We start from the raw sequence: 25051 nt of genomic DNA, 5'->3' as shown, positions 1-25051 counted from the left end.
GGGCGCGCAGCCGCTGCCGGAAAGGGAGCAAGGACGAAATCAGAAGATTGCCGTGACGCTTAGCTGGTAAGTCCTGCCAGGCGCCACGCCAAGAGCGATATCACGCAGATCCTGATCCGAGGTCATCGGCATTTTCCTATTGCTGGCGTAATTCCAATACTTGCGATTGGTGAGGTTGTAAATGCCCATCGCCAGTGTCAGGTGTTTCTTCACGTTGTAATAAGCCGTCAGATCGAAAATGCTATAGCCAGGAATGCGCTTGTAGTCCTTTTCGTATTTCTCGGCATATTCCTCAAATGTAAGACTGCAATTGTTGGAGAAATTCTGCCGGACGGGATCGACCGCCTGCTTCCCCTTGACGAAGGTGGCGGTGATGCTCGCACCATAACGGTTTTGAGGGTCGTCCCAGGCCAATGAGGCAATGGCTTTAACCGGTAGGACACTGTCCAGGTCCACCCAGCCATCGCCCGAATACGATGATTTCGATTTGCCTTGGTTGTACCCTACGGCAAAAGTGCTGCTCAGCCCTCTGGCGTTCCTGAACAGGGCGCCATAGTTGATCCGGGTTATCAATTCGGCGCCGTAGATATACGCCTTGTCGCGATTTTCCGCGATGGTGAGGCTGGAAATCGAGGCTGGAAGCTTGGCAAGCAGGTTCTCAACGCCGGGTTTCGGCAAGCCTGTTCGGTAATCCCGCAAGGCGTATTTGCGGTTGTAGATGAAATTATCGTAGCTGTTGTAGAACACATTGCCGCGCACGGTGATTCCACTCGTGGCCTGGCCAACCACCCCCAATTCAAACTGATTGCTGGTTTCGGACTTCAAGTCGGAATTGCCAACCATGGCTGGCGATGCGCGTCCAACCTTGGGGTGCAGCCAGATTCCCGCTATTTGACTGCTGGTGGGGTAGGAAACGCCGCGTTTGTATTGCAGATAGGTATTGAACTGGGGGTTGAGCGCATACATGACGGTCAACGAAGGCAACAACTTGCCGTCCGTGAACGTCTTGCTGTGTATCTGATTGATTTCTTCCAGAGTCAACCCGCCCAGTGCCTTGTCGTCGGCGGGCGCGTCAAAGCCTTGCGGTTTGATTCTGTGCCATGAATATTTCAGCCCCGGCATTACGGAAAAGGCGCCGATGGTGACGGTGTCACCCAGCCACACATTCGTATCGTAAGTTCTGTTGTTGCCCTGTGGCTGCAAGGTTGGATATTCGTCGCCAACTTGCCTGAAGGGCCGCGAAAACTGTACCGCCGAGAAATTCACGCCGTAATTCAGTGTCTGGACGCCATATTCCTTGGTGATTTCGCTCTGGAAGCCAAAAGTCTTGGTGTTCAAATCGGAGAAGGTCGACACATTCTCCAATGGGCTTTCCGTCTCTTGTCCGGTAAACCACGACATGAAGGAAGTGGCGATATCTTGCTGTGTAAAGGTATTGTCGCTGACGCGCGTCTGCTGGTAGAAGGCCCTGTTTTCCATCGTGTCTATCAGCCAGTTGTTTTTTGGCGTAAACACATGGGCCAGGCTGACTGAATGGCGTTGCGTGGCGTTCTTCTGCCTGGCCGAGCCAACAATGCTTTCGTGGGCGGCGAGGCTATTCAGCTTTTTGTACATGGGCGCGCTTTCCGCGCTGGATTTGTGATAGAAATCCAGTGTGCCCATGATGCGGTTGCTGTTGTCGATGTCGACCACGCCATTGATCAGCGCGGCGTCGGAATGCCAGCGCATCGGGTAGGCAGCCAGATAATCGCTGTTGTTTTGCGTCTGCCGGCCATCGCGCCGGCTGTAGGCGAACAGAACCCTGGCGCTATCGTTGCCGAACGCCGAGGTCACGCCGTTGTGCCAGGCATGGTCGGCCGAGTCGAACTCGCCGGTGTAATCAAAATAGCTGCTTTCAGTGTCGGTGAGATACGCGTCCGGCGATTTGCTGATAAATGACACCGAGCCGCCCACCACGTTCTTGACCGTACTTTGCCGCGCCGAGCCTGACGTAATGTTCACCTGGCCGTACAGATAGGGGTCGATGTAATCGCGGCCGATGCCAAAAGTGTCTTCGCCGGTCGTGACTGCGTAACTGCGGCCGGTGGCGTCCGGCAAGGGGATCCCGTTGACATCCAAGGCCACGCGGTTGCCATCCAGGCCGCGAATGTTATAACTGCTGTAACCGCCACGGTCAAAGCTGGATTTGCCGTTGCGAGAACCGCTATTTACGCCTGATGCGCTGATCAGGGGTTGATAGCGCATGATGGTGCCAAAATCATTCCCGCCTATCTTTTTCAGCTCGTCAGCAGAAATGGACTGGGTGGTCACGTCTTCCGGCTTGATGGTCGTGGTGACGGTGATCGGCGAGAAAATCTTCACCCCATTATGGGCGCCCTTCCTGGCCTCGTCAGGCACGGCCTCGCTTGGCGCGCTCTGGCCATACGAGGTTGTGGATAACAAGAGGGCGGCTGCCAGCGATATTTTCGTGCATTTCATTTTCCAGGATCCCTGCATGATAAATACAGGATGGCGCTGGAATGCGGGGCGGGGTGGCGGCGGCCATAAATCTTTCCAAAAGGATGGCTGCTAATTTACCCAGGCTGACTGCGAAGCGTTGTGGGGATCAGTCTGAAAATCCAGAGGCAAGTCTTGCACTCGCCTTTATATAAGATCGGGTAACCCGGGACGTGTGAATGAGCGCATGGGGGCGCCCCAAAAGAAAAGGGCCATGCGCGCGCGCATGGCCCTGATTGCGACCGGCGGGCGGTCAGCTGATGTTGCCCAGCCGCGCCAGCGGCGGATTGGCGGTGAAGTAGCGCTGGATGCCGGTCATCATGGCCTGCGCCAGCTTCTCCTGGTGCGCCGAACTCTTGAGCAGGGCCTCTTCCTGCGGGTTGCTGATGAAGGCCGTTTCCACCAGCACCGACGGAATGTCAGGCGCTTTCAGCACGGCGAAGCCGGCCTGTTCGACGCTGTTCTTGTGCAGCCGGTTGATCTTCTTGATTTCGTCCAGGAAGGCGCTGCCGAGCTTGAGCGAGTCGTTGATCTGCGCGGTGGTGGACAGGTCCAGCAGCACCTTGGCGACCTGGCGGTCGTGGCTGCCCAGATTGACGCCGCCGATCAGGTCGGCCGCGTTTTCCTTGTCGGCCATCCAGCGCGCCTGGGCGCTGGAGGCGCCGCGCTGCGACAGCGCGAACACTGAGGAACCGTTGGCCGTGGGCTTGATCCAGGCGTCGGCATGGATCGACACGAATAGGTCGGCATGCACCCGGCGCGCCTTCTGCACGCGCACATGCAGCGGCACGAAGAAGTCGTCGTCGCGTGTCAGGTAGGCGCGCATGTAGGGCTGGGCGTCGATCAGCGCTTTCAGGCGCCGCGCGATGCGCAGCACCACGTCTTTTTCGCGCAGGCCGCTGCGGCCGATGGCGCCTGGGTCCTCGCCGCCGTGGCCGGGGTCGAGCGCGATGGTCAGCATGCGCTGCTTGCCGCGGCTGGCGGTGGCCGGGGGCGACTTGGGTATCGGCAGCGGCGCGGCCGGCTGCTGGCCCTTCACCCGTGGCGGTTCCGGTGGATCGGCGCGCGTGGCGGGGTTGCGCTGGATGTCTTCGAGGATGCGCGCCAGCGGATCGTCGGCGTCGGGTCCGGTTTTGTTGAGAATCGCCACCAGGGGGTCCTGGGCGACCTTGGGGTACAGGTCCAGCACCAGGCGGTATTGGTAATCGGCTACCGGCTTGAGGGTGAACACCTGCGGCGCCACCGCCTGTTTCAGGTCGAACACCAGCCGCACCACGTTGGGACGGTTCTGCGCCACCCGCAGGCTCTGGATGTAGGGATCGCCGGGCCGGACCTTGGAGACCAGGTCGTTCAGGGCAGCGCTCAGGGTCAGTCCCTCGATATCGACCACCAGGCGATGCGGATTTTCCAGGGTGAAGTGTTCGGCCTTGAGCTCGCTGTCCAGTTCCAGCGTGACGCGGGTGTATTCGTCGGCGGGCCAGGTGCGCACCGCGAGGATGGTGGCGGCCTGCGCCAGCCGGGGCACCACCGGCAGGACGAGCAGGGTGGCGGCGACGCTGATCAGGCGGCGTCGGGTGGCGCCGGCTGCGGGGAGGGCGCCGTTACGGGCGGGGGGACAATCGCGTTCAACCATGTTTGTCCTCGGGCGGTGTACGCGGTCAGGGTGGCGTCGCGTCCCTGGCCGGCATACGCCAGGGAAATCTGCAGGTCGGGAGGGGGCAAAAGGCCCTCAGCCCGCTCCGGCCATTCGATCAAAACGACCGCATCTTCACGCAGTAAATCCCGGAATCCTGCGTCCAACCATTCGCGCGAATCACTAAATCTATAAAAATCAAGGTGATAGAAGTATAAGTTAGAAACTTTATAGGATTCAAGCAGCGCGTAGCTCGGACTCTTGATTCGGCCTGTGATGCCGCATTCCCGCAACAATGCCCTGGAGAAGGCCGTTTTTCCTGCCCCCAGGTCGCCTTGGAGATGGATACATGCGCCTGCCAGCCCGGTTTCGCGGCCAGAGACAAGCGGGGCGAGCTGCCGCGCCAACGCTTCCGTGGCGGCTTCATCGGGCAGGTGCAGGGTCAGGCTGCGTAGGGGAACGGACATGGCGCGGGTCGCGGGGCGAGTGGTAAAAGGTCAGGATGGGAAATACCGATTGAACGCGATTATAGGAATTCGGGTTTCTGCTAATCTTATAAGTGATTGCTATTCTCAAATGGTCCGGCCAGGCGGAGTCCCGCCGGCCGCGACGGACGCCGCCACGGAGCAGTAAGCGCCATGAAGACCCGCATCGAAAAAGACACTTTTGGCCCCATCGAAGTCCCCGAGGATCACCTCTGGGGCGCGCAGACGCAGCGCTCGCTGCATTTTTTCTCGATCTCCACCGAGAAGATGCCCGAGCCGCTGGTCATCGCGATGGCGCGCCTGAAGCGCGCGGCCGCCAAGGTCAATGCCGAACTTGGGGAGCTCGACCCCACGATCGCCGATGGCATCGTCCGCGCCGCCGATGAGGTCATCGCCGGCAAGTGGCCCAACGAATTCCCGCTGTCCGTGTGGCAGACCGGCTCCGGTACCCAGAGCAACATGAACATGAACGAGGTGCTGGCCAACCGCGCCTCCGAATTGCTGGGTGGCGTGCGCGGCGAGGAACGCAAGGTCCACCCCAACGACCACGTCAACCGCGGCCAGTCGTCCAACGACACCTTCCCCACGGCCATGCACGTGGCGGCCGCGGTCGAAGTCGAACACCGCCTGCTGCCGGCCCTGAAGGCCCTGCGTGCCACCTTCGCCGCCAAGAGCGCCGAGTTCTACGACATCGTCAAGATCGGCCGCACCCACCTGCAGGACGCCACCCCGCTGACCCTGGGCCAGGAATTGTCGGGCTACGTCGCCCAGCTCGACCTGGCCGAGCAGCAGATCCGTGCCACGCTGCCGGGCCTGCACCAGTTGGCCATCGGCGGCACCGCCGTCGGCACCGGATTGAACGCCCATCCGCAATTCAGCGCCAAGGTCTCGGCCGAACTGGCCCACGCCACCGAAACCGCGTTCGTGTCCGCGCCCAACAAGTTCCAGGCGCTGGCCTCGCACGAAGGCCTGTTGTTCGCCCACGGCGCGCTCAAGTCGCTCGCCGCCGGCCTCATGAAGATCGCCAACGACGTGCGCTGGCTGTCCAGCGGCCCGCGTTCCGGCCTGGGTGAAATCAGCATCCCCGAAAACGAACCCGGCAGCTCCATCATGCCGGGCAAGGTCAACCCGACCCAGTGCGAAGCCATCACCATGCTGGCGGCCCAGGTCCTGGGCAACGATGTCGCCATCAACATCGGCGGCGCCAGCGGCAACTTCGAGCTGAACGTCTACAAGCCCCTGGTGATCCACAATTTCCTGCAGTCGGTGCGCCTGTTGACCGATGGCATGGCGAGCTTCAACCAGCATTGCGCCGCCGGCATCCAGCCCAACCGCGAGCGCATCGCCGAACTGGTCGACCGCTCGTTGATGCTGGTCACCGCGCTGAACCCCCACATTGGCTACGACAAGGCCGCCCAGATCGCCAAGAAGGCGCACAAGGAAGGCCTGTCGCTGAAGGAATCGGCGCTGGCCCTGGGCTACGTCACCGAAGCCCAATTCGCCGAATGGGTCGTGCCGTCGAGCATGACGAACGCCGGCAAGTAAGCCCTGACGCCATCGAGCGCAAGCCGCCCCGCAAGGGGCGGCTTTTTTGATGCGCGTTGTACCGTCCTGTTGATCCTGGCGTCAGGCGTTCAGGCATTCCCCGTCAGCAGCAGCCACCCCGGAATCGTCAGCGCCGAAAACAGCGTGCCCAGGGAAATGAGCACCGCCACCATCCGCCCGTCCCCACCCATCCGCATTGCCAGCACGTAGGCCGCCGAAGCCGTGGGCAAGGCCGCGAACAGCAACAGCATCCGCCCCTCCAGCGGCGCCAGCCCCAGCACTCTGGCCACGGCCAGCGCCACCAGCGGCAGCGCCACCAGCTTCACCGCCAGCATCCACGCGATCAAGCGGCCGTAGCCCTTGCCGCCTTCCCATGCCAGGCTGGCCCCCACGCACAGAATCCCCAGCGCGATCGCGGCCGCGCCCAGCCGCGCCAGCACCGTGTCCACCGGCCCGGGCAGGTGCAGTCCCGCCAGATTGCAGGCCAGCCCCGCCAGCGTCGATATCACCAGGGGATTGCGCGCCAGCTCGCGCAGCAGATTGCCGCCGTTATGGCGCGCCAGCCCGTACACCGCGGCCACGTTGGCCATCGGCACGGCGAAGCCGATGATCAGCGCCATTACCGTTTGCCCTTGCGTGCCGCCCAGGCTGGCGGAGAGGGCCAGTCCGATATAGGTGTTGAACCGGTAACCGCATTGCGCCGACGAGGCCAGGCCCAGCGACGAGGGTTTCAGCACCGGACCCGCCAGCCACGACAGGGCCACGCCAGAGACGATCACCGCCGCGGTTGCCTGCAACAGTATTGCGGCGTTGCCTGCGCTGATCGGTGTGCGCAGGATGGCCTGAAATAGCAGGGCGGGGAACAGCACGAAGTAGACCAGGCGCTCGGTGCCGGCAAAGAATTCGCGCGAAAAATTCAATTTGTGGCGGAGCGCCCACCCGAGCGCGACCAGCATGAAATCAGGGAAAACCAGCAGTGCAACCGACATGGGAATTTGCGTTTTTTCGTGAGCGCCCGCCGGAGATCGGCGCGCTATGCGACGGTAAGCGTTTGCTGCTATTCTCCGTCATTCTGGCGGGCGCGTGTGCCACAAGCAACTCGATAAAAAGCACGGTTTTCTGCCCTGCATTCCAAGCGATGCCCCGCCGACGCTAACTGCTCACCCGTTCACAGACGGGGGCGCCACAAGACGGTCCGTTCACACTCGGGCACGCACATTTGGAGGAAACACACCAATGATTAAAGTTCGCTCCCTGGCTGTCGCCATCGCGCTGGCCGCCGGTACGGTCGGTGCCGCTCACGCCGCCGACGCCTATCCCAACAAGCCGATCCGCGTCATCGTGCCGTTCGCGCCGGGCGGTTCGACCGACATCATCGCGCGCCTGGTGACGCAGCGCATGAGCCAGGAACTGGGCCAGCCCATGGTGGTCGAGAACAAGGGCGGCGCCGGTGGCGCCATCGGCGCGGCCGAAGCCGCGCGCGCCGAGCCGGACGGCTACACCCTGTCGATCGCCACGGTCTCGACCATGGCCGTCAACCCGGCGTGCCGCCCCAACGACCTGCCCTACGATCCGATCAAGGACTTCCAGCCGGTCACTAACTTCGCCAACACCGCCAACGTGGTCGCCGTGAATCCGAAGTTCCCGGCCAAGGATTTCAAGGGCTTCGTCGAAGAACTGAAGAAGAACCCCGGCAAGTATTCCTATGGCAGCTCGGGCACTTGCGGCGTGCTGCACCTGATGGGCGAATCGTTCAAGATGGCCACCGGCACCGACATCGTGCACGTGCCGTACAAGGGCTCGGGCCCGGCCGTGGCCGACGCCGTCGGCGGCCAGATCGAAATCCTTTTCGACAACCTGCCGTCCTCGATGCCGCAGATCAAGGCGGGCAAGCTGAACGCCATGGCGATCGCGTGGCCGCAGGAAATTCCTGCCATCAAGGGCGTGCCGACCTTCAAGGAAGCCGGCTTCCCGGTCCTGAACCAGCCGGTCTGGTATGGCCTGCTGGCGCCCAAGGGCACCCCCATGGACGTCGTCAACAAGCTGCGTGACGCGGCGGTCGTGGCCCTGAAAGACCCGAAGGTCATCAAGGCGCTGGATGACCAGGGCTCGGCGCCGTCGGGCAACACGCCGGAGGAATTCGCCAAGGAGATCAAGGAGCAATTCGACTGGGCGAAAGACGTCGTGAAAAAGCAGAACATCAAGCTGGACTGACGACATCGCAGGCGGCACGGGCGCGCGCCCGTCCGCCGCCTCGCGTGGCGCGCCTTGCGCGCAGACCCTCGAACGCTGGACCTGGTCCCAGCATTCGAGGGTTTTTTACATGGTGGGTCAGGGTTCCAGCGCGGCCTGGCTGGCGGCGCAGGCCGCGCGCAGGCGCTCGATCAGGTCGCGTTGCAGGGCCGTCAGGGGATCCTGGCTGCGAGCCAGCACGCTGATCGGCACCTGCAGCACCGGCGTCAGGCGCCGCAGCCGCATGTCCGGACGCCGCATGGCCTGGGCCGTGATGGCGTCGACGATGGCATCGCCCGCGCCCGCCTGGGCCAGCGCGCAGGCCACATAGTGAGTCTGCACCCGCACCGCTGCGCGCGGATCCAGACCCTGCGCATCCAGCGCCATTTGCAGCAACGCGCCCGCCGCGTCGCTGGCGTCCAGCAGGATCAGGGTGTCGCCGGCGATGTCGGCCAGCGCCAGCGGACCGCCGTCGCCGCCGCCGCGCCCCAGGTGCACCAGTTCGGTATGGCCCAGTTCGATCCGCGTCAGCCCGGGCGTGTCGTGGGTATCGAAGGTCACGGCCAGGTCCAGCTCGCGAGTCAGCATGCCGCGCACCAGTTCGGCGCTGTGATACGTATGGATATCGAAGGTGATGCCGGGTTGGGCGGCGCGGCTGTCGCGCACCACGCCGGGCAGCAGGCCCAGGCCGAGCGCCGGCGCGCAGCCCAGCCGCAAGTGGGCATGGGGGCGGTCGCGCAGGCTGGCGGCCAGGCGGCGCACGCTGTCCAGATCCTGGTTCAGGCGCGCCACCTCGGGTGTCAGGATATCGGCCTCGCGCGTGGCGACCAGCCGCCCCTTGATGCGTTCGAACAGTTTGAAGCCCAGTTGCGCCTCGGCGCTGGCCAGCAGCTTGCTGGCCGCAGGCTGGGTGATGTGCAGCGCCGCCGCGGCCTGGGTCAGGGAACCAGTACGGCGGATGGCTTCGAAGATCTCGATATGGCGCAGGCGCATGAGGCGGGCGGGGGTTGGCGCAAACCCGCATTCTACGGCGCATCGCGGCGCGCGCGACAGCGGCGGCGGCCTTGTCTATCATGGCATCCATGCCGGCCTGCCGGCGCCACCATGGAGTCCGTCATGCGCGTGTGCCGTGCCGCCGCCGCCCTCTTGTCCGCCGCCACGCTGGCCGCGGCCGCACCCGCCTGGGCTCGTTCGCCGGCGGCCACCGAGGACCTGAATCCCGAAGCCGCCACCGGCAGCCAGGCGCGGGCGCTGGTGCGCGCGCCGCATTTCATGATGGTCGCGGCCAATCCGCTGGCGACCGCGGCCGGCGAGGAAATGCTGCGCCGGGGCGGCAGCGTGGTGGATGCCGCCATTGCCACGCAGCTCGTGTTGAACCTGGTGGAGCCGCAATCCTCCGGCATCGGCGGCGGCGCCTTCATGGTGGTGTATTCAGCCAAGGACCACCGCATCGTGACCTACGACAGCCGCGAGACGGCGCCCGCCGCGGCGCGGCCGGACCGGTTCCTGGACGCCGACGGCAAGCCGCTGCCCTTTGCGCAGGCGGTCAACAATGGCATGGCGGTGGGTGTGCCCGGCCTGTTGCGCGGCCTGGAGCTGGCGCATAAGCGCCAGGGCAAGCTGCCATGGGCCGACCTGTTTCAGCCGGCGATCCGCCTGGCCGAACAGGGCTTTGCCGTGTCGCCGCGCCTGCACAAGCTGCTGGCGGGCAACCGGGCGCTGCCGCGCCAGCCGGCGGCCGCGGCCTATTTCTATGCGCCCGACGGCAGCGCCTGGCCGATCGGCCATGTGCTGAAGAACCCGGCCTTCGCGGCCACTTTGCGGGCGGTGGCGCAAGGCGGCGCGGACGCCTTCTACCAGGGCGACATCGCGCGCGACATCGTCGCGGCGGTGCATGCCCACCCCAAGCCGGGCGACCTGACGCTGGCCGATCTGGCCGGCTACCGGCCGCGCCAGCGCGAGCCGGTCTGCGGCGCCTATCGCGGTTATGAATTGTGCGGCATGGGTCCGCCCAGCAGCGGTCCGATCGCGGTGCTGGAGATGCTGGGCGAGCTGGAGCAATACCCCATGGGCAGCTACGCGCCCGGCAGCGTGGAGGCGGTGCACTACTTCGCCGAGGCCGGCCGGCTGGCGTTCGCCGACCGGGATTTCTATGTGGCCGATCCGGATTTCGTGCATGTCCCGGTGCGCGCCATGCTGGATCCGGCCTATCTGCGGGCGCGCGGCGCGCTGATCCGTCCCGACCGCAGCATGAAAGTCGCGCTGCCCGGCGACCCCGAGGGCAAGCTGCTGGCGCCGGGGCGCGACAACGCCCTGGAACGGCCCTCCACCAGCCACCTGGTGGCGGTGGACGCCGACGGCAATGCGCTGTCGATGACCACCACCATCGAGAACGAGTTCGGCAGCAAGATCTTCGTGCGCGGCTTCCTGCTGAACAACGAAATGACGGATTTCTCGTCGTCGTTCCGGGATCCCGAAGGCCGGCTGGTGGCCAACCGCGTCGAGCCGGGCAAGCGTCCGCGCAGCGCCATGGCGCCGATGATCGTGCTGCGCGACGGCAAGCCCTATCTGCTGGTGGGTTCGCCGGGCGGCAGCGCCATCATCAACTACGTCGCCAAGACCATCATGGCGGTATTGGACTGGAAGCTCGACATCCAGGCCGCGGCGGCCTTGCCCAACATGGGCAGCCGCAACAAGGAGACTGAACTGGAGCGGGGCACCGCGCTGGAGGCGCTGGCGCCGGCGCTCGAACGCATGGGGCATCCCGTGAAGATCACCGATTTCCCCAGCGGCATCCATGGCATCGTGATCGACCGCGACGGCCTGCAGGGCGGGGCCGACCCCCGCCGCGAAGGGCTGGCGCTGGGCGGCTAGGGGGGGGCATGCCGCCCGGCGCCCGTATGCGCCGGTGCTGCCACGGGCCCGGCGCCGGGCGCGAGCGCGTCCGGCCGCGCCGCTACGGCCCGGTCGGTTCCAGGTCCGGCGGCAGGCTGCGCAACGTGGCTGGCGTGCGCGACAGCTTGATCGGCGAGCCGACGCCGCGATAGTCGCCCTGTTCCAGCACCATGCCGCGATGCCGGGTGTGCGGGTGCGCGAGCGCCTGGTCCACCGTCTGCACCGCTGCCGCGGGCACGCCGGCGCGCAGCAGGCGGTCCGCCAGCGCCACCGCATCGTGCCGCGCCAGCAACGCCGCCAGATCGTCGCGCAGCGCCTGCCGGTGCGCCAGCCGATCGGCATTGGCGGCATAGCGCGGGTCAGCGGCCAGCGCCGGTGCGTCCAGCACCTGCGCCAACAGCGCGAACTGACGGTTGTTGCCGACCGCCAGGAATATCGGCCCGCTGGCGGTCGGCAGGGTCTCGTAGGGGGCGATGTTGGGGTGCGCATTGCCGCTGCGGCGTGGCGTGTTGCCGCTGTAGAAGTAGTTTGGCGCATGCGGATGCAGCAGCGACAGCGCGCAGTCGTACAGCGTGATGTCGAGGAACTGGCCCAGCCCGCTGCGCCCGCGCTCGTTCAAGGCCAGCAGGATGGCCACCGCCGCGTTCAGGCCGGTCACCATGTCCACCACCGGCAGGCCGACGCGCGTGGCCTCGCCATCGGCCTCGCCGTTCACGCTCATCAGTCCGCACATGGCCTGGGCGCAGGCGTCGTAGCCGGGCAGCCCGCCCAGCGGGCCATCGGCGCCGAAGCCGCTGACGCGGCAATGGATCAGCGCCGGAAAGCGCTGGCTCAGCGTGTCGTAGCCCAGCCCCCATTTCTCCAGCGTACCCGGCTTGAAGTTCTCGACCAGTACGTCGGCGTCGGCCAGCAGGTGGCGCAGCAGGTCCTGGCCCGCCGCTTGCGACAGATCCAGCGTCATGCCGCGCTTGTTGCGGTTGACGCCGACGAAGTACGAGGCCGTGTCGCCCAGGAACGGCGGGCCCCAGCCGCGCGTTTCGTCGCCGCCGGGCGGCTCGATCTTGAGCACATCGGCGCCATGGTCGGCCAGTATCTGGGTGCAATACGGCCCCCCCAGCACGCGCGACAGGTCGATCACTTTGCTGCCGGCGAGGGCGCCGGCGTTCGGTAGCTTGGGTGCCATGGCGCCTCAGGGGTCAGTCGATGGAAACGTTGGCGCTCTTGATGAGCGCGCGCCACTTCGGCACTTCGGTGGCGATGAAGGAGGACAGGCCCTGCGGCGTCTGATCCTGCGCGCGCACGATGCCCTGGCTGTGCAGGGTCTGTTCGATCACGGGGTCGGACAGCGCCGTCTTGAATGCCTGGTTCAGCTTGGCCACGACGTCCGCCGGCGTATCCTTGGGCGCGACAATGCCGAAGAACACGCTGACGTCATAGCCGGCCAGTCCTTGTTCGGACAGCGTGGGCAGCTCGGGCAGCGCATCGGAGCGTTGCGCGCTGGCCAGGCCGATGGCGCGCAGCTTGCCGGCCTTGATGTACGGCAGCGCGGTCAGGATATCGGTGAACGACATCGACACCTGGCCGCCCAGCAGGTCGTTGAGCGCCGGCCCGGTGCCCTTGTACGGAATGTGCATGATGCGGGTGCCGGCCATCTGGTTGAACAGAATGCCGGCCAGGTGCGACGACGCGCCGTTGCCGGACGAGGCATAGCTGAGCTTGTCCGGGTTCTTCTTGGCGTAGGCGATCAGTTCCCGCGCGTTGTTGGCCGGCACCGACGGATTCACCACCAGGATGTTGGGCAGATGGCCGATGCGGATGATGGGAGCGAAACTGGTTTCGGGGTTGTAGCCTTGGTTCTTGTACAGGCTGATGTTGATGGCCAGCGGCCCCGAGGTGCCGAACAGCAGGGTGTAGCCGTCCGGCTTGGCATTGGCGACGTACTCCGAGCCGATGTTGCCGCCGGCGCCGCTGCGGTTCTCGACGATCACGGTCTGGCCCAAGGGGTCCTTTAGCTTGTCGGCCAGGCGACGCGCCAGCGCGTCGGTGGGGCCGCCGGGCGGGAATGGCACGACCAGCGTGACCGGGCGCGCCGGCCAGGCGTCGGCGGCCAGCGCCGGCGGCGCGGCGGCAATGGCGGCGGCCGCCAGCAGCAAGGGGGTGAACAGGCGTTTCATGGGTGTCTCCAGTGGTGTGGGCGCGCTGGCTGTGCCGCCAGCGTCGGGGTGGGGCGCCGTATTACAGCGCGTCTTGCAGAATGCCGCGGCAGGCGGCGCTTTCGTCGGTAGGGATGGCGTAGGGGTCGCGCGGCGCCAGGCGATGCTGCAAGACCTGGTCGGCCAGCAGCGCCCGGCTGGCCAGGCCCGCGCCCGCGGCTTCCCAGCGCAGCGCCGCCATCGACACCGCGTGGTACAGCAGCGAGGCGGCCTGACGCGCCAGTTCGTCGCGGCCCTCCCGCGCGGCGCGTTCGGCCAGGGCATAGGTCTGCCGCAGGGCGTCGGCCTGCATCGCGGCCAGCGCCGGGGGGCAGGGCACGCCTTCGGCCAGCAATTGGTCGACATGGCGTTGCAGCGCCGGCAGCGAGCCTTCCTTTTTGATGGCGCGCAGCACGTCCAGCGCGACGATGTTGCTCGTGCCTTCCCAGATCGAGCCCAGGTGCGCATCGCGCACCAGGCGCGGTTCGGTCCATTCCTCGATGTAGCCGCAGCCGCCGCGCACCTCCATGCCGTCGCCGGTGACCTTGCGGGCATCGCGGCAGGCGCGGAACTTGATCAGCGGCGTCAGGATGCGCGCCAGGGCCGGATCGCCCCGGCCCTGGTCGGCGTCGGCCAGCGCGCGGGCGGTCTGGAACATGACGCTGCGCGCCTGCTCCGCCCACACGGTCATCTTGACCAGTTGGCGTTGCATCAGCGGCATGTCGATCAGGCGCTTGCCGAAGGCGCGGCGGTGTTGCGATACGTAGACTGCCTCCGTGACGGCGCGGCGCATCAGGCCGGCCGCGCGCATGCCGTTGGACAGGCGCGAGTTGTTGATCATGTCCGCCATGTGCTTGAAGCCCTTGCCGCGCTCGCCCACCAGCCAGGCCACCGCGCCTTCCAGCCGGATTTCGCCGCTGGCCATGGAGCGCGTGCCGAGCTTGTCCTTCAGGCGCAGGATGCGGTAGTGGTTGTGCGAGCCGTCGGCCAGTTCGCGCGGCAGCAGGAACAGGGATACGCCCTTCAGGCCGGGCTCGCTTTCGCTGCGCGCCAGCACCATGGCGAAGCCGGCGTCGGGGTTGGAGCAGAACCATTTGTCGCCGTGGATGCGCCAGCTGCCATCGTCCTGACGGGCGGCCGTCACTTCGGTGGCGCTGACATCCGAGCCGGCGCCCTGCTCGGTCATGAACATGGCGCCCTGGCGCAGCGTGTCGAAGTCCTGGCTGGTGACCTGCGGCAGCACCCGTTCCACCAGCGCCGGATCGCCGAATTTGCGCAGGGTACGGGCCAGGGAATCGGTCATGCTGACCGGGCAGCACAGGCCAAACTCGGCCTGCACGAACAGATGGCTCAGGGCGTACTTGGCGGCGGCCGGCATGGGTTCGGGCCAGCCCAGCACGCCGCCGCGGTGCGACAGCGCCGCCAGGCCGAATTCACTGTAGGCCAGGCGTTCCAGTTCGACGTAGGCGGGGTGCTTGTCGATGCGGGATTCGTCGGCGCCGGCGCGGCTGCGCACCGACAGGGTGGGGGGATGCTTGTCGGCGGTGGCCGCCAGTTCGTCCATGTGGCCGCCAGCCAGGGCCCCCAGGCGATCCAGGTGCGGCAGCAGGTGCGCATGCAGCGCGGGCGGCAGGTAGCGCTGAGCCAGCGGCGCGGCGTAGGGATCGGCGCGGAACAGGTTCAGGCCGCGCGCGTCCGGAATGGGCGGGGCGGCGGTGGCAACGGGGTGGGCGGGGGTATCCATGGCGGCATCCTGCGCAAAAGGGGATCGCTGGCATGGTGCGACGATGGATTAATCTATACAAATACCGTTTTAATGTAGACCTATCCAAAAAAAATATGGATCTCGGGGCGCCGCCCAGGGAGGAGACCGATGGACCTGGACCCGCGCCTGCTGCGCTATTTCATCGCCGTGGCCGAAGAGCGCCATTTCAGCCGCGCCGCCGCGCGCCTGCATATTTCCCAGCCGCCGTTGAGCTACGCCATCCGCCAGCTCGAGGACAACGTCGGCGCGCGCCTGCTGGCGCGCACCAGTCGGCAGGTGGAGCTGACCGCCGCCGGCCAGGTGCTGTACCGCGAGGCGCAGACCCTGCTGCGCCAGGCCGAGGACGTGCGCATGCTGGTGCAGCGGGTCGACGCCGGTCTGCGCGGCCGCCTGCGCATCGGCTTCGTGGGGTCGATGCTGTATCGCGGCCTGCCGGCCCTGCTGGGGACGATGCGGGCCGAACTGCCTGACGTGGAGCATGTGCTGACCGAACTGAATTCGCACGACCAGATCGAGGCGGTGCGGCGCGGCGAGCAGGACCTGGGCTTCATCCATGCCAACCCGGTGCCGGCCGGCGTGGCCGCGCGCGACCTGCTGGCCGAGCCTTTCGTGGTCTGCCTGCCCGCCAGCCACCCGCTGGCCGGGCGCCAGTCGCTGGCGCTGGCCGAACTGGCCGCGGACGATTTCGTGTTTTTCGCAAGAGCGGCGTCGCCCAGCTATTACGAGACGGTGCTGTCGCTGTGCGTGGGGGCCGGCTTCATGCCGGTGGTGCGGCACGAGGTGCGCCACTGGCTGAGCGTGGCCTCGCTGGTGTCGCAGGGGCTGGGGGTGTCGATCGTGCCGTCCTGCCTGTCGCGCAGCGGCCTGGCGGGAACGCGCTTCATCGCCTTCGAGCATCAGGCGCGCTCGGTCAGCCAGGTGATCTGGCCAGGGACCGAGCGCACGCCGCTGCAGGACAAGGCGCTGGCGCTGGTGGCGCGCCAGTTTCCCGCCAGCGCGCGCGGGAAAGACAAGTCCAGGCCTGGCGGCCGGGGCGCATGAAGCCTGGCGGCCCGCCGCGGGCGGCGGGCCGGACAAGCGCCTAGCGGAACACCACGGTCTTGTTGCGGTTCAGCAGAATGCGGTGCTCGACGTGGCTGCGCACGGCGCGCGACAGCACCAGCGACTCGATATCGCTGCCGACCTGGGTCAGGTCCTGCGCCGTCATGGTGTGGTCGACACGCTCGATGTCCTGGTCGATGATCGGGCCTTCGTCCAGGTCCGAGGTGACGAAGTGGGCGGTGGCGCCGATGATCTTGACGCCGCGCGCGTGCGCCTGGTGATACGGGCGGGCGCCCTTGAAGCTGGGCAGGAAACTGTGGTGGATGTTGATGGCGCGGCCATTGAGCGCCTGGCACATCTCGGCCGACAGGATCTGCATGTAGCGCGCCAGCACCACCAGGTCGATGTCGTAGCGGTCCACCAGCGCCAGCACCTGCCGCTCCTGTTCGGCCTTGGTGTCGGGCGTGACCGGCAGATGGTGGAACGGAATGCCGTAGGAGGCGGCCAGGCCGGCGTAGTCGTTGTGGTTGGAGACGATGGCCGCCACGTCCGCGTGCAGCTGGCCGCTGTGGACGCGGAACAGCAGGTCGTTCAGGCAGTGGCCCTGCTTGCTGACCATGATCAGCAGGCGTTCCTTGCGGCGGGCGTCGTGCAGCTGCAATTGCATGCCGTACTCGGCCGCCATCTCGTCCAGGCGGGCGCGCAGGGCGTCCGGGGCTTCGCCGGCGGGCAGGTCGAAGTGCACCCGCAGGAAGAAGCGGCCGGTTTCCTCGTCGCCGAACTGCTGCGAATCGAGGATGTTGCAACCCGATTCGAACAGCAGGCCGCTGACGCGGAAGACGATGCCGGTGCGGTCGGGGCAGGACAGGGTCAGGATGTAGTCGTTGTGCTGCATTGTTCAGGGAAAAGAAGGTGAGGAAGCGTCATCGGCCAGGCGCGCCAGGGCTTCTTCCGCCAGCGCCAGGCTGGAGGTCAGTCCGGGCGATTCTATGCCAAACAGGTTCACCAGGCCGGGCACGCCGTGCGCGGCCGGACCGGCGATGACGAAGTCGGCTGCCGGTTCGTGCGGACCGGAAATCTTGGGGCGGATGCCGGTGTAGCCGGGCGCCAGGGCGTCGTCCGGCAGCGCCGGCCAATAGCTGCGCACGGCGGCGTAGAAGACCTCGGCGCGCGCCGGGTCGAGGGTGTAGTCCTCGGTGCCGACCCATTCGGTATCGGGGCCGAACTTGGCCTGGCCGCCCATGTCGAGCGTCAGGTGCACGCCCAGGCCGGCATGCTGCGGCACCGGGTAGATCAGGCGCGAGAACGGCGCCCGGCCGGACAGCGTGAAATAGCTGCCCTTGCACAGGTAGTCGGTGGGGATGCTGGCGGCCGGCACGCCCTCGATGCGGCGCGCCAGCGCCGGGGCCTGCAGGCCGGCCGAGTTGATCAGCACGTTGCAGCGCAGGCTCATGGCTTCGTCGCCGCCGAATTGCAGTTCGAATCCGCCTTCGGGACAGGCACGGCCGGAGACCAGCGGAGTGTGGAACACGCATTGCGCGCCGGCATTCTCGGCATCGCCCTGGTAGGCCAGCATCAACGCATGGCTGTCGACGATGCCGGTGGAAGGCGACACCAGCGCGGCGGTGCAGCGCAGGGCGGGCTCCAGCCGCATGGCGTCCTCGCCGGAAATGAACTGCAGGTCATCCACGCCATTGGCGCGGGCGCGCTGCGCAATGCCTGCCAGTTGGGCGGCCTGTTCGGTGTCGGTCGCCACGATCAGCTTGCCCAGCCGCTTGTGCGGAATGCCGCGTTCGGCGCAATAGGCGTACAGCAGGTGCTTGCCGCGCACGCACAGGCGGGCCTTGAGACTGCCCGCCGGGTAATAGATGCCGGCGTGGATCACTTCGGAGTTGCGTGAACTGGTACCGGTGCCGATGGCTTCGGTGGCCTCGGCCACCAGCACTTCGCGGCCCGATTGGGCCAGGGCGCGGGCGATGGCCAGGCCGACCACGCCGGCGCCGATCACGACGCAATCGATATCGACGCTCACGAGACCGCTCCCTGGCCGCGGGAACCGGCCGGCGTCAGGTCGAATCCGCCGGCATGAAAGACCAGCGGCGGCTCGCTGCTATGTCCGCAACGTTCGACTTCTCCCACCATGATGACGTGATCTCCTTCGACGTAGCGGCTGCGGTTGTGGCATTCGAACCAGGCGGCGCAATGGCCGTCCAGCATCGGGGTGCCGCCCGGCGCGTGGTGCACGGTGAGGCCCGCATAGCGCTCGGGCGTCTTGCCGGTGGCAAAGCGCCGCGCCAGGGCAATCTGTCCGGCGCCCAGCACGTTGACGACATAGCGCTGGCACTGCTCGAAAGCGGCCAGCGACGAGGAATTCCGCGACAGGCTCCACAGCACCAGCGGTGGGTTCAGCGAGACCGAATTGAAGGAACTGACCGTGAGCCCGATCGGCGCGCCATCGAGGTCGGCGGTCGTCACGACCGTCACACCGGTGGCGTAGCGGCCCAGCGCGGTACGGAAAAAGGCGGCATCGAAATCAGGGGAGGAGGCTGGCATGCAAGTGAGAGATGGGGCGGGCGCCGCGGCGAGGCGCGGCGCCCGGCGGCGTCAAGGCGACAGGCGTTCGATCTTCCAGCCCTGGCCGTCGGCGACATAGCGCAGGCGGTCATGCAGGCGCGAGGGCCGGCCTTGCCAGAATTCCAGGGTGGTGGGCTTGAGGCGGTAGCCCCCCCAGTGCGGCGGGCGCGGCGGCTGGTCGCCGTAGCGGGCGCGGAATTCCTGCTCGCGGGCCTCCAGCTCGGCGCGGGTGATGGGCTGGCTCTGGCGCGAGGCCCAGGCGCCGATGCGCGAACCGGCCGGGCGGCTGTGGTAATAGGCGTCCGATTCCTCGGCCGACACTTTCTCCACCACACCCTCGATGCGCACCTGGCGCTCAAGCGGTTGCCAGAAGAACAGCAGGCAGGCGCGCGGCTCGGCCAGCAGGTCGGTGCCCTTGCGCGACTCGTAATTGGTGAAGAACGTGAAACCGTGCTCGTCGAAGCCCTTGACCAGGACGATGCGGGCGCTGGGCTGGCCAGCGGCGTCGACGGTGGCCAGGGTCATGGCGTTGGGCTCGGGCACCTTGGCGGCCAGGGCTTCGTCGAACCAGCGGGTGAACTGCTCGAACGGGGACGCGGCCGCCTCGCCTTCCAGCAGCACATTCTTTTCGTAGCTTTGACGCAGATCGGAGACAGACATGGGGCGTGTGTTTCAGCGTTGATGACAAGCAGTTTATACCGCCGCAGATACGCTCCCCTTATTGACCCCGCGCAGGGCCCGGGGAAGTTTTTGCGCCGGAAGGGCGCCGGGGACGTGTCAGGCGCCCTCGGGCAGGCCGTGGCCGTCCTGTTCCAGGCGCCGGGCGATAGTGTCGAGCCGGGCATCGTGGATGCCGGCGGCGCGCAGCGCCTGGGCGGTCTGCACCACGTATTCGGTGCAGGGGCCATAGCGGCCGGCGGCACGGCGCACGATGGCCAGCAGTTCGGCCTCGGGCAGCGCGCGGATATAGGCGGGGTTGTCGCGGTTCATGATGAACACCAGCGCGCGCACCGTGCCGGCGTCCGTGTTGCAGTTGATCCAGCGCGGCAGATAGGCCCCGGTCGACATCTCGCGCTCCCACAGCGCCGGGAAGTAGGCCGGCACCTGGCGGCCCGCCAGGCGGTAGACCACGCCGCGGCAGGAACCGCCGCGGTCCAGGCCGAACACCAGTCCGGGGCATTCCGGCGTGCCGCGGTTGACCCGTGACCACAGGCACAGCGCGCGGTGATGGCCGCGCAGGGTGGCCAGCCGGCGTTCCTCGAAGTCGAAGTCGGGACGCCAGATCAGTGATCCGTACCCATATACCCACACGTCCTCGCCGTCGCGCCAATGTTGCAGGGCGGCCTGCAGGGAGGCTTGCCGCTCTTCGGGGGTCCAGAGGCGGAAAGGCAGGCTGGCGCCGGCCACGGGGGGAGAGGACTGCATGTTCACGACGACGGTTTCCGGTCAGACTCGAGCGGGGGGTTGCGATTGGCCCAGCCACCGGCCATCAAGGCCACGGAATAGGCCCAGAACAGCGGGGCAACGCCGATGACCGCACCGAGCGCGCCGAAGGTCAGCGGCAGGGACACCTGGGATCCGTTGATCAGCGCCATCCGCAGCCCGACGGCTTCGGCGGCGCGGCCCGGCGGCGAATGCTGGTGCAGCAATGAAAGCATACTCGGTTGGCAGCACCCCAGCGCAAGCCCAAGGATGAATGACAGCACGATCAGGATGCCAACGTCGGTGAAAAGCGGGTAAAGCATGAAATCGATGGCGGCGGTGGCCATGGCCGTCCGTACCAGGGTCCACGACCGCACTCGGCGCTGGATAAGCGGCAATACGAGGCGGATGACGAACGTTGCCCCCGCGAAGGACGCAAGAATGACGCCGATGGTGGTGGCCGACAGGCCGATGGCAACGCCAAAGATCGGCACCACGAACAGATGCGTGTCCCAGGCGCCCGACAGGATGGTATTGACCATCAGGATGCGGCGCAGCGCCGGCACCGCCAACAGCTCGGTCACGCGGCGGCGCTGCGCCTGCCTGGCGCCGGACAACTGCGAATCGACCGCCCTCAATTGGCGGCGCAACATGTACAAGCCGCCGGCGGACAGCAGCGGGCCCAGCGTCAGCAGGCCGAATGCCAGCCGCGTGCCCAGATGGTCGATCGCCAGGCCGGCAATCAGCGGCCCCGAGAAACCCGAGCCGGCCAGCGCCAGCGACATCAGCGAAAAATTGCGCAGGCGCTGGGTCGGTTCGGCATGACCCAGCAGATCCTGCGTGGCCACCTGGTGCAGCATGAAGCCGATGCCGATGCAGCAGGAGGCCACCAGCAGCGCGGACTGGGTCTGCGACAGAAACGGCAATGCCGTGCCGGTTGCCACCAGCGCGGTACCGATGACCAGTGGGCGCACGATGCCGACCCGGTCGACCCAGCGGCCGGCGCCCACCGAGAACAGCATCGGCAATACCGCGAATACCGCCACCAGCGTTCCGACCTTGAAGGTCGACAGGCCCATCTGCAGCGCCGTCAGGGACACCGTGATCCGTCCCCCCGTGAGCGCCACGTGGTTCAGCATGGCCAGCACGCACAACAACGCCGCCCCGGAAAACTCCGGGGCGGCGTTGTGAGTAGAGGGAGAGGGGGGCGGATTGGACACGGATGCGGCGTAACTGAGTCCATTCTGTGCCTATCGTCGGCCTATGTCGAGGCGCGCTTATTTTGCGTCGCCGCAATCCATGATGAGCCGGGGCGAGCGGATAGGCTGCATCTATGGCCCTTCTACGGCAAGGATGCCGCAAGATGGCATCACGTTGCGGACAGGGTTGCGCAAAATGGAAACGCTAATGCGCCGCAACAGATGTATCGTTCATGCAACGGAACAATTCTCCTGGTCGCGCGACCCAATGGGGGCTTTACCGTTTTTCACCCTTTCGGCACAGATAGCCATGCTTTGACGGCACTCGCCGTTTAGCATGAGCGGTCAGTATGGGTACGCATGACTCCGCCGATCCGCGTCGACGCATTCGGGAGGCGGAGAGTGCCTCCGCCGCCTTCTCCTGACTGGTTCAATGAAAAAACCTCGCAGCAAAGTCCAGCGTTACAGCCTGATCGCCGTTGTTCTTCTGGTCATCGTCTTTGGCGTCCGGGCCGCGTTTTTCTCGTCGCCGCCACCGCCCACCTTCGCCGTGGCCGAGGTCGTGCGCGGCAACCTCGAAGACAGTGTGCTGGCCAGCGGCACCATGGATGCCATCGAGCGCGTCAGCGTCGGCGCGCAGGCCTCCGGCCAGTTGAAATCGCTGAAGGTGGCGCTGGGCGACCGGGTGAAAAAAGGGCAACTGGTCGCCGAAATCGATGACCTGACCCAGCAGAACGACCTGCGCAACGCCCAGGCCGCGCTGCAGACCCGCCGCGCCGAGCGCGCCGCCAAGGTGGCGACCCTGAAGCAGGCCGAGCTGGCCTTCCGCCGCCAGCGCCAGATGCTGGCGGCCGACGCCAGTTCGCGCGAGAACTATGAGGCGGCCGAGGCCACGCTGGGCGTGACGCGCGCCGACATCGCCGCGCTCGACGCCCAGATCGTCCAGGCCGAGATCGAGGTCGACAAGGCCAAGGTCAACCTGGGCTACACCCGCATCGTCTCCCCCATCGATGGCGTGGTGGTGGCGGTGGTGACCAAGGAAGGCCAGACCGTCAACGCGATCCAGAGCGCGCCCACCATCATCAAGGTGGCCCAGGTGGCCACCATGACCATCAAGGCGCAGATCTCCGAGGCCGACGTGACCCGCGTCAAGCCGGGCCTGCCGGTGTACTTCACCATCCTGGGCGAGCCCGATCACCGCTACCACGCTACGCTGCGCGCGGTCGAGCCGGCGCCGGACTCGATCCAGAAGGACGACGCCACCTCGTCGCTGACCTCGTCCAGCGCCAATTCCACCAGCGCGGCGGTCTATTACAACGGCTTGTTCGACGTGCCCAACCCCGACGAGAAGCTGCGCATTTCCATGACCGCGCAGGTCTCCATCGTGCTGGGCGAGGCGCGCGACGCCGTGGTGGTGCCCGCCTCGGCCCTGGGCAAGCGCGGCGCGGACGGCCGCTACGAAGTGCGGGTGGTGGGCAAGGACAACCAGACCGAGACCCGCCTGGTCAGGATCGGCATGAACAACAACGTGCAGGCGCAAGTGCTGGATGGCCTGGCGGTGGGCGAGCGGGTGGTGTCGGCCGACGCCGCGCCAGCGGCGGCGGGACGCTGACATGGCTGCACCGTTGATTTCGCTGTCCGGGGTCCGGCGCGAATTCCCCGCGGGCGAGCAGACCATCGCCGTCCTCAAGGACATCGACCTGACCATCGAGGCCGGGGAAATGGTGGCCATCGTCGGCGCGTCCGGGTCGGGCAAGTCGACCCTGATGAACATCCTGGGCTGCCTGGACCGCGCCACCAGCGGCGACTACCGCGTCAGCGGGCGCAGCACCGGCGAACTGGATCCGGACGAGCTGGCCGAACTGCGCCGCGAGCATTTCGGCTTCATCTTCCAGCGCTACCACCTGCTGTCCGACCTGACGGCGCAGGGCAACGTCGAGGTGCCGGCCGTCTATGCCGGCAAGCGCCGCGAGGCGCGGCTGGCGCGCGCCGCCGAATTGCTCGAACGCCTGGGGCTGGGCGAGCGCACCGGCCACCGTCCTGGCCAGTTGTCCGGCGGCCAGCAGCAGCGCGTGAGCATTGCCCGCGCGCTGATGAACGGCGGCGACATCATCCTGGCCGACGAGCCGACCGGCGCGCTGGACACGCATACCGGCCAGGAAGTGCTGCGCATCCTCGAAGAGCTGAACGCCGCCGGCCACACCATCATCCTGGTCACCCACGACATGAACGTGGCGCGCCACGCGCAGCGCATCATCGAGATCAGCGACGGCGAGATCGTCGCCGACCAGCGCAATCCCGACGCGCCGCGCATCGAGGCGGCGCGCGAAGCAGCCGCGCCGCTGCCGCCGCGCCCGGCCTGGCAGGCCTACCTGGACCGCTGTGGCGAGGCGCTGCGCATGGCGCTGCTGGCCATGAACGCGCACCGCCTGCGCACCTCGCTGACCATGCTGGGCATCATCATCGGCATTGCCGCGGTGGTGTCGGTGGTGGCGCTGGGCGAGGGCTCGCGCCAGAAGATCCTGGAAGATATCAGCGAGATCGGCACCAACACCGTCGAGGTGTTCCCGGGCAAGGACTTCGGCGACGAAAAGGCCATGACCATCCGCACCCTGGTGCCGGCCGATGCCGAGGCCCTGTCACGCGAGTCCTACGTGGACAGCGTCACGCCCGAGGTTTCCACCAGCAACACGCTGCGCTATCGCAATGTGGCGGTGAACGGCTCGATCCAGGGCGTGGGCGAGCAGTACTTCCGCGTGCGCGCGGTCAAGCTGGCGCAGGGCAAGTTCTTCGATGCCACCAGCGTGGCGCGGCGCGCCCAGGAAGTGGTGATCGACGAGAGCACCCGCAAGACCTTGTTCGGTTCGCACACCGACCCGATCGGGCAGGTCGTGTTCCTGGGGTCGATGCCGGCGCGGGTGATCGGCGTCACGAAAAAGAACGACACCGTGTTCGGCAACAACGAAACCCTGAATGTGTGGATTCCTTACACCACGGCGCTGTCGCGCGTGCTGGGACAGCAGCATCTGAAAAGCATCACCGTGCGCGTCAACGACGCCGCGCCGCCAGCGGCCGCCGAACAGGCCATCACCAAGGTGCTGCTGCGCCGCCACGTGGTGAAGGATTTCTTCGTGTTCAACACCGATGCGATCCGCAAGACCATCGAGCGCACCACGGCCACCATGACGCTGCTGGTGTCGCTGATCGCGCTGATCTCGCTGATGGTCGGCGGCATCGGCGTCATGAACATCATGCTGGTGTCGGTGACCGAGCGTACCCGCGAGATCGGCGTGCGCATGGCGGTGGGCGCGCGTCGCAGCGACATCATGCAGCAGTTCCTGATCGAAGCCGTGCTGGTCTGCCTGATCGGCGGCGCCGTGGGCATCGCGCTGTCGCTGGGGCTGGGCGTGCTGGTGTCCAAGGCTACCGGCGGTTCGTTCCGCATGATCTATTCGACCGCGTCGATGGTGGCGGCCTTCACCTGCTCGACACTGATCGGCGTGCTGTTCGGCTATTTACCGGCGCGCAACGCGGCGCGCCTGGACCCCGTCGAGGCCCTGGCCCGGGAATGA

The 25051-nt window shown here is 66.6% G+C and carries 20 protein-coding genes; 6 read left to right on the top strand and 14 right to left on the bottom strand.

What is annotated here, in order from left to right; translation table 11 throughout:
• Window positions 1-39: 39 nt before the first annotated feature.
• From K2W61_RS03520 to tsaE, 3 genes are all read right to left on the bottom strand, one after another.
• Entirely contained in the window at window positions 40-2478 is a 2439-nt protein-coding gene (locus K2W61_RS03520; RefSeq protein WP_236755057.1) for a TonB-dependent receptor domain-containing protein, read from the bottom strand.
• Window positions 2479-2749: 271 nt separating this feature from the next.
• Window positions 2750-4129: an N-acetylmuramoyl-L-alanine amidase gene (locus tag K2W61_RS03515; RefSeq protein ID WP_175131168.1), complete on the bottom strand. Its 1380-nt coding sequence runs from the start codon at window positions 4127-4129 to the stop codon at window positions 2750-2752.
• Window positions 4057-4596, bottom strand: coding sequence for a tRNA (adenosine(37)-N6)-threonylcarbamoyltransferase complex ATPase subunit type 1 TsaE (gene tsaE / locus K2W61_RS03510; protein WP_175131169.1), 540 nt, complete (start codon window positions 4594-4596; stop codon window positions 4057-4059). Before tsaE ends, K2W61_RS03515 begins: the two co-directional genes overlap by 73 nt.
• A 171-nt stretch (window positions 4597-4767) precedes the next feature.
• Between tsaE and fumC the strand changes: the two genes are divergently transcribed.
• Complete coding sequence (gene fumC / locus K2W61_RS03505) at window positions 4768-6159, top strand: class II fumarate hydratase (protein ID WP_175131170.1); 1392 nt, start codon at window positions 4768-4770, stop codon at window positions 6157-6159.
• 89 nt (window positions 6160-6248) lie between these two features.
• Here fumC and K2W61_RS03500 read toward each other — a convergent pair whose 3' ends face one another.
• Entirely contained in the window at window positions 6249-7148 is a 900-nt protein-coding gene (locus K2W61_RS03500) for an AEC family transporter (protein ID WP_236755056.1), read from the bottom strand.
• 247 nt (window positions 7149-7395) lie between these two features.
• Here K2W61_RS03500 and K2W61_RS03495 point away from each other — a divergent pair, with 247 nt between their 5' ends.
• Entirely contained in the window at window positions 7396-8373 is a 978-nt protein-coding gene (locus K2W61_RS03495) for a tripartite tricarboxylate transporter substrate binding protein BugE (RefSeq protein ID WP_175131171.1), read from the top strand.
• A gap of 117 nt (window positions 8374-8490) precedes the next feature.
• On the opposite strand, the gene K2W61_RS03490 is transcribed toward K2W61_RS03495, so the two are convergent.
• Window positions 8491-9384: a LysR family transcriptional regulator gene (locus tag K2W61_RS03490; RefSeq protein WP_236755055.1), complete on the bottom strand. Its 894-nt coding sequence runs from the start codon at window positions 9382-9384 to the stop codon at window positions 8491-8493.
• Between the two features lie 123 nt (window positions 9385-9507).
• Here K2W61_RS03490 and ggt point away from each other — a divergent pair, with 123 nt between their 5' ends.
• Window positions 9508-11265: a gamma-glutamyltransferase gene (ggt, locus tag K2W61_RS03485; protein WP_175131173.1), complete on the top strand. Its 1758-nt coding sequence runs from the start codon at window positions 9508-9510 to the stop codon at window positions 11263-11265.
• An 82-nt stretch (window positions 11266-11347) separates the two neighbouring features.
• Here the strand turns inward: ggt and K2W61_RS03480 are convergent, their stop codons facing one another.
• From K2W61_RS03480 to K2W61_RS03470, 3 genes are all read right to left on the bottom strand, one after another.
• The gene (locus tag K2W61_RS03480; RefSeq protein ID WP_175131174.1) at window positions 11348-12469 is read right to left on the bottom strand and encodes a CaiB/BaiF CoA transferase family protein; all 1122 of its coding nucleotides are present in this window, start codon (window positions 12467-12469) and stop codon (window positions 11348-11350) included.
• 13 nt (window positions 12470-12482) lie between these two features.
• Window positions 12483-13460, bottom strand: coding sequence for a Bug family tripartite tricarboxylate transporter substrate binding protein (locus K2W61_RS03475; RefSeq protein ID WP_175140985.1), 978 nt, complete (start codon window positions 13458-13460; stop codon window positions 12483-12485).
• Window positions 13461-13521: 61 nt separating this feature from the next.
• Window positions 13522-15222 (bottom strand): acyl-CoA dehydrogenase family protein, encoded by a 1701-nt coding sequence (locus tag K2W61_RS03470; protein ID WP_175140984.1) that lies wholly within the window; start codon window positions 15220-15222, stop codon window positions 13522-13524.
• 129 nt (window positions 15223-15351) lie between these two features.
• Between K2W61_RS03470 and K2W61_RS03465 the strand changes: the two genes are divergently transcribed.
• Window positions 15352-16284 carry a LysR family transcriptional regulator gene (locus K2W61_RS03465; protein ID WP_236755054.1) on the top strand — a complete coding sequence of 311 codons (933 nt, stop codon included), beginning with the start codon at window positions 15352-15354 and terminating at the stop codon, window positions 16282-16284.
• A 40-nt stretch (window positions 16285-16324) separates the two neighbouring features.
• Here the strand turns inward: K2W61_RS03465 and purU are convergent, their stop codons facing one another.
• The 6 genes from purU to K2W61_RS03435 form a co-directional block, all read right to left on the bottom strand.
• A complete protein-coding gene (purU, locus tag K2W61_RS03460; protein ID WP_175131178.1) occupies window positions 16325-17179 on the bottom strand; it encodes a formyltetrahydrofolate deformylase in 855 nt (284 codons plus the stop codon).
• Between the two features lie 3 nt (window positions 17180-17182).
• Window positions 17183-18316 carry an NAD(P)/FAD-dependent oxidoreductase gene (locus K2W61_RS03455; protein ID WP_175131179.1) on the bottom strand — a complete coding sequence of 378 codons (1134 nt, stop codon included), beginning with the start codon at window positions 18314-18316 and terminating at the stop codon, window positions 17183-17185.
• Window positions 18313-18837, bottom strand: a complete 525-nt coding sequence (locus K2W61_RS03450; RefSeq protein WP_175131180.1) for a flavin reductase family protein — start codon at window positions 18835-18837, stop codon at window positions 18313-18315. Before K2W61_RS03450 ends, K2W61_RS03455 begins: the two co-directional genes overlap by 4 nt.
• 51 nt (window positions 18838-18888) lie before the next feature.
• Window positions 18889-19518 (bottom strand): pyridoxamine 5'-phosphate oxidase, encoded by a 630-nt coding sequence (gene pdxH, locus K2W61_RS03445; protein WP_175131181.1) that lies wholly within the window; start codon window positions 19516-19518, stop codon window positions 18889-18891.
• A 117-nt stretch (window positions 19519-19635) separates the two neighbouring features.
• Window positions 19636-20289: a gamma-glutamylcyclotransferase gene (locus tag K2W61_RS03440; RefSeq protein ID WP_419761586.1), complete on the bottom strand. Its 654-nt coding sequence runs from the start codon at window positions 20287-20289 to the stop codon at window positions 19636-19638.
• The gene (locus K2W61_RS03435; protein ID WP_236756941.1) at window positions 20286-21419 is read right to left on the bottom strand and encodes an MFS transporter; all 1134 of its coding nucleotides are present in this window, start codon (window positions 21417-21419) and stop codon (window positions 20286-20288) included. Before K2W61_RS03435 ends, K2W61_RS03440 begins: the two co-directional genes overlap by 4 nt.
• A 493-nt stretch (window positions 21420-21912) precedes the next feature.
• On the opposite strand from K2W61_RS03435, the gene K2W61_RS03430 reads away from it, so the two are divergent.
• Both K2W61_RS03430 and K2W61_RS03425 read left to right on the top strand, forming a co-directional pair.
• On the top strand, window positions 21913-23091 hold the full coding sequence (locus K2W61_RS03430) for an efflux RND transporter periplasmic adaptor subunit (protein ID WP_175131184.1): 1179 nt from the start codon (window positions 21913-21915) through the stop codon (window positions 23089-23091).
• 1 nt (window position 23092) lies between these two features.
• Window positions 23093-25051 carry a MacB family efflux pump subunit gene (locus K2W61_RS03425; protein ID WP_175131185.1) on the top strand — a complete coding sequence of 653 codons (1959 nt, stop codon included), beginning with the start codon at window positions 23093-23095 and terminating at the stop codon, window positions 25049-25051.

The sequence above is a fragment of the Achromobacter pulmonis genome (assembly GCF_021733725.1).
GTDB classification, from domain to species: Bacteria; Pseudomonadota; Gammaproteobacteria; order Burkholderiales; family Burkholderiaceae_B; genus Achromobacter; species Achromobacter pulmonis.
This window is presented reverse-complemented; position numbering and strand designations above follow the sequence as displayed.

Coding starts and splice junctions, on each gene's coding strand:
- K2W61_RS03520 (WP_236755057.1), bottom strand. CDS start 2,478: ATGAAATGCACGAAAATATCGCTGGCAGCCGCCCTCTTGTTATCCACA.
- K2W61_RS03515 (WP_175131168.1), bottom strand. CDS start 4,129: ATGGTTGAACGCGATTGTCCCCCCGCCCGTAACGGCGCCCTCCCCGCA.
- tsaE (WP_175131169.1), bottom strand. CDS start 4,596: ATGTCCGTTCCCCTACGCAGCCTGACCCTGCACCTGCCCGATGAAGCC.
- fumC (WP_175131170.1), top strand. CDS start 4,768: ATGAAGACCCGCATCGAAAAAGACACTTTTGGCCCCATCGAAGTCCCC.
- K2W61_RS03500 (WP_236755056.1), bottom strand. CDS start 7,148: ATGTCGGTTGCACTGCTGGTTTTCCCTGATTTCATGCTGGTCGCGCTC.
- K2W61_RS03495 (WP_175131171.1), top strand. CDS start 7,396: ATGATTAAAGTTCGCTCCCTGGCTGTCGCCATCGCGCTGGCCGCCGGT.
- K2W61_RS03490 (WP_236755055.1), bottom strand. CDS start 9,384: ATGCGCCTGCGCCATATCGAGATCTTCGAAGCCATCCGCCGTACTGGT.
- ggt (WP_175131173.1), top strand. CDS start 9,508: ATGCGCGTGTGCCGTGCCGCCGCCGCCCTCTTGTCCGCCGCCACGCTG.
- K2W61_RS03480 (WP_175131174.1), bottom strand. CDS start 12,469: ATGGCACCCAAGCTACCGAACGCCGGCGCCCTCGCCGGCAGCAAAGTG.
- K2W61_RS03475 (WP_175140985.1), bottom strand. CDS start 13,460: ATGAAACGCCTGTTCACCCCCTTGCTGCTGGCGGCCGCCGCCATTGCC.
- K2W61_RS03470 (WP_175140984.1), bottom strand. CDS start 15,222: ATGGATACCCCCGCCCACCCCGTTGCCACCGCCGCCCCGCCCATTCCG.
- K2W61_RS03465 (WP_236755054.1), top strand. CDS start 15,352: ATGGACCTGGACCCGCGCCTGCTGCGCTATTTCATCGCCGTGGCCGAA.
- purU (WP_175131178.1), bottom strand. CDS start 17,179: ATGCAGCACAACGACTACATCCTGACCCTGTCCTGCCCCGACCGCACC.
- K2W61_RS03450 (WP_175131180.1), bottom strand. CDS start 18,837: ATGCCAGCCTCCTCCCCTGATTTCGATGCCGCCTTTTTCCGTACCGCG.
- pdxH (WP_175131181.1), bottom strand. CDS start 19,518: ATGTCTGTCTCCGATCTGCGTCAAAGCTACGAAAAGAATGTGCTGCTG.
- K2W61_RS03435 (WP_236756941.1), bottom strand. CDS start 21,419: ATGCTGAACCACGTGGCGCTCACGGGGGGACGGATCACGGTGTCCCTG.
- K2W61_RS03430 (WP_175131184.1), top strand. CDS start 21,913: ATGAAAAAACCTCGCAGCAAAGTCCAGCGTTACAGCCTGATCGCCGTT.
- K2W61_RS03425 (WP_175131185.1), top strand. CDS start 23,093: ATGGCTGCACCGTTGATTTCGCTGTCCGGGGTCCGGCGCGAATTCCCC.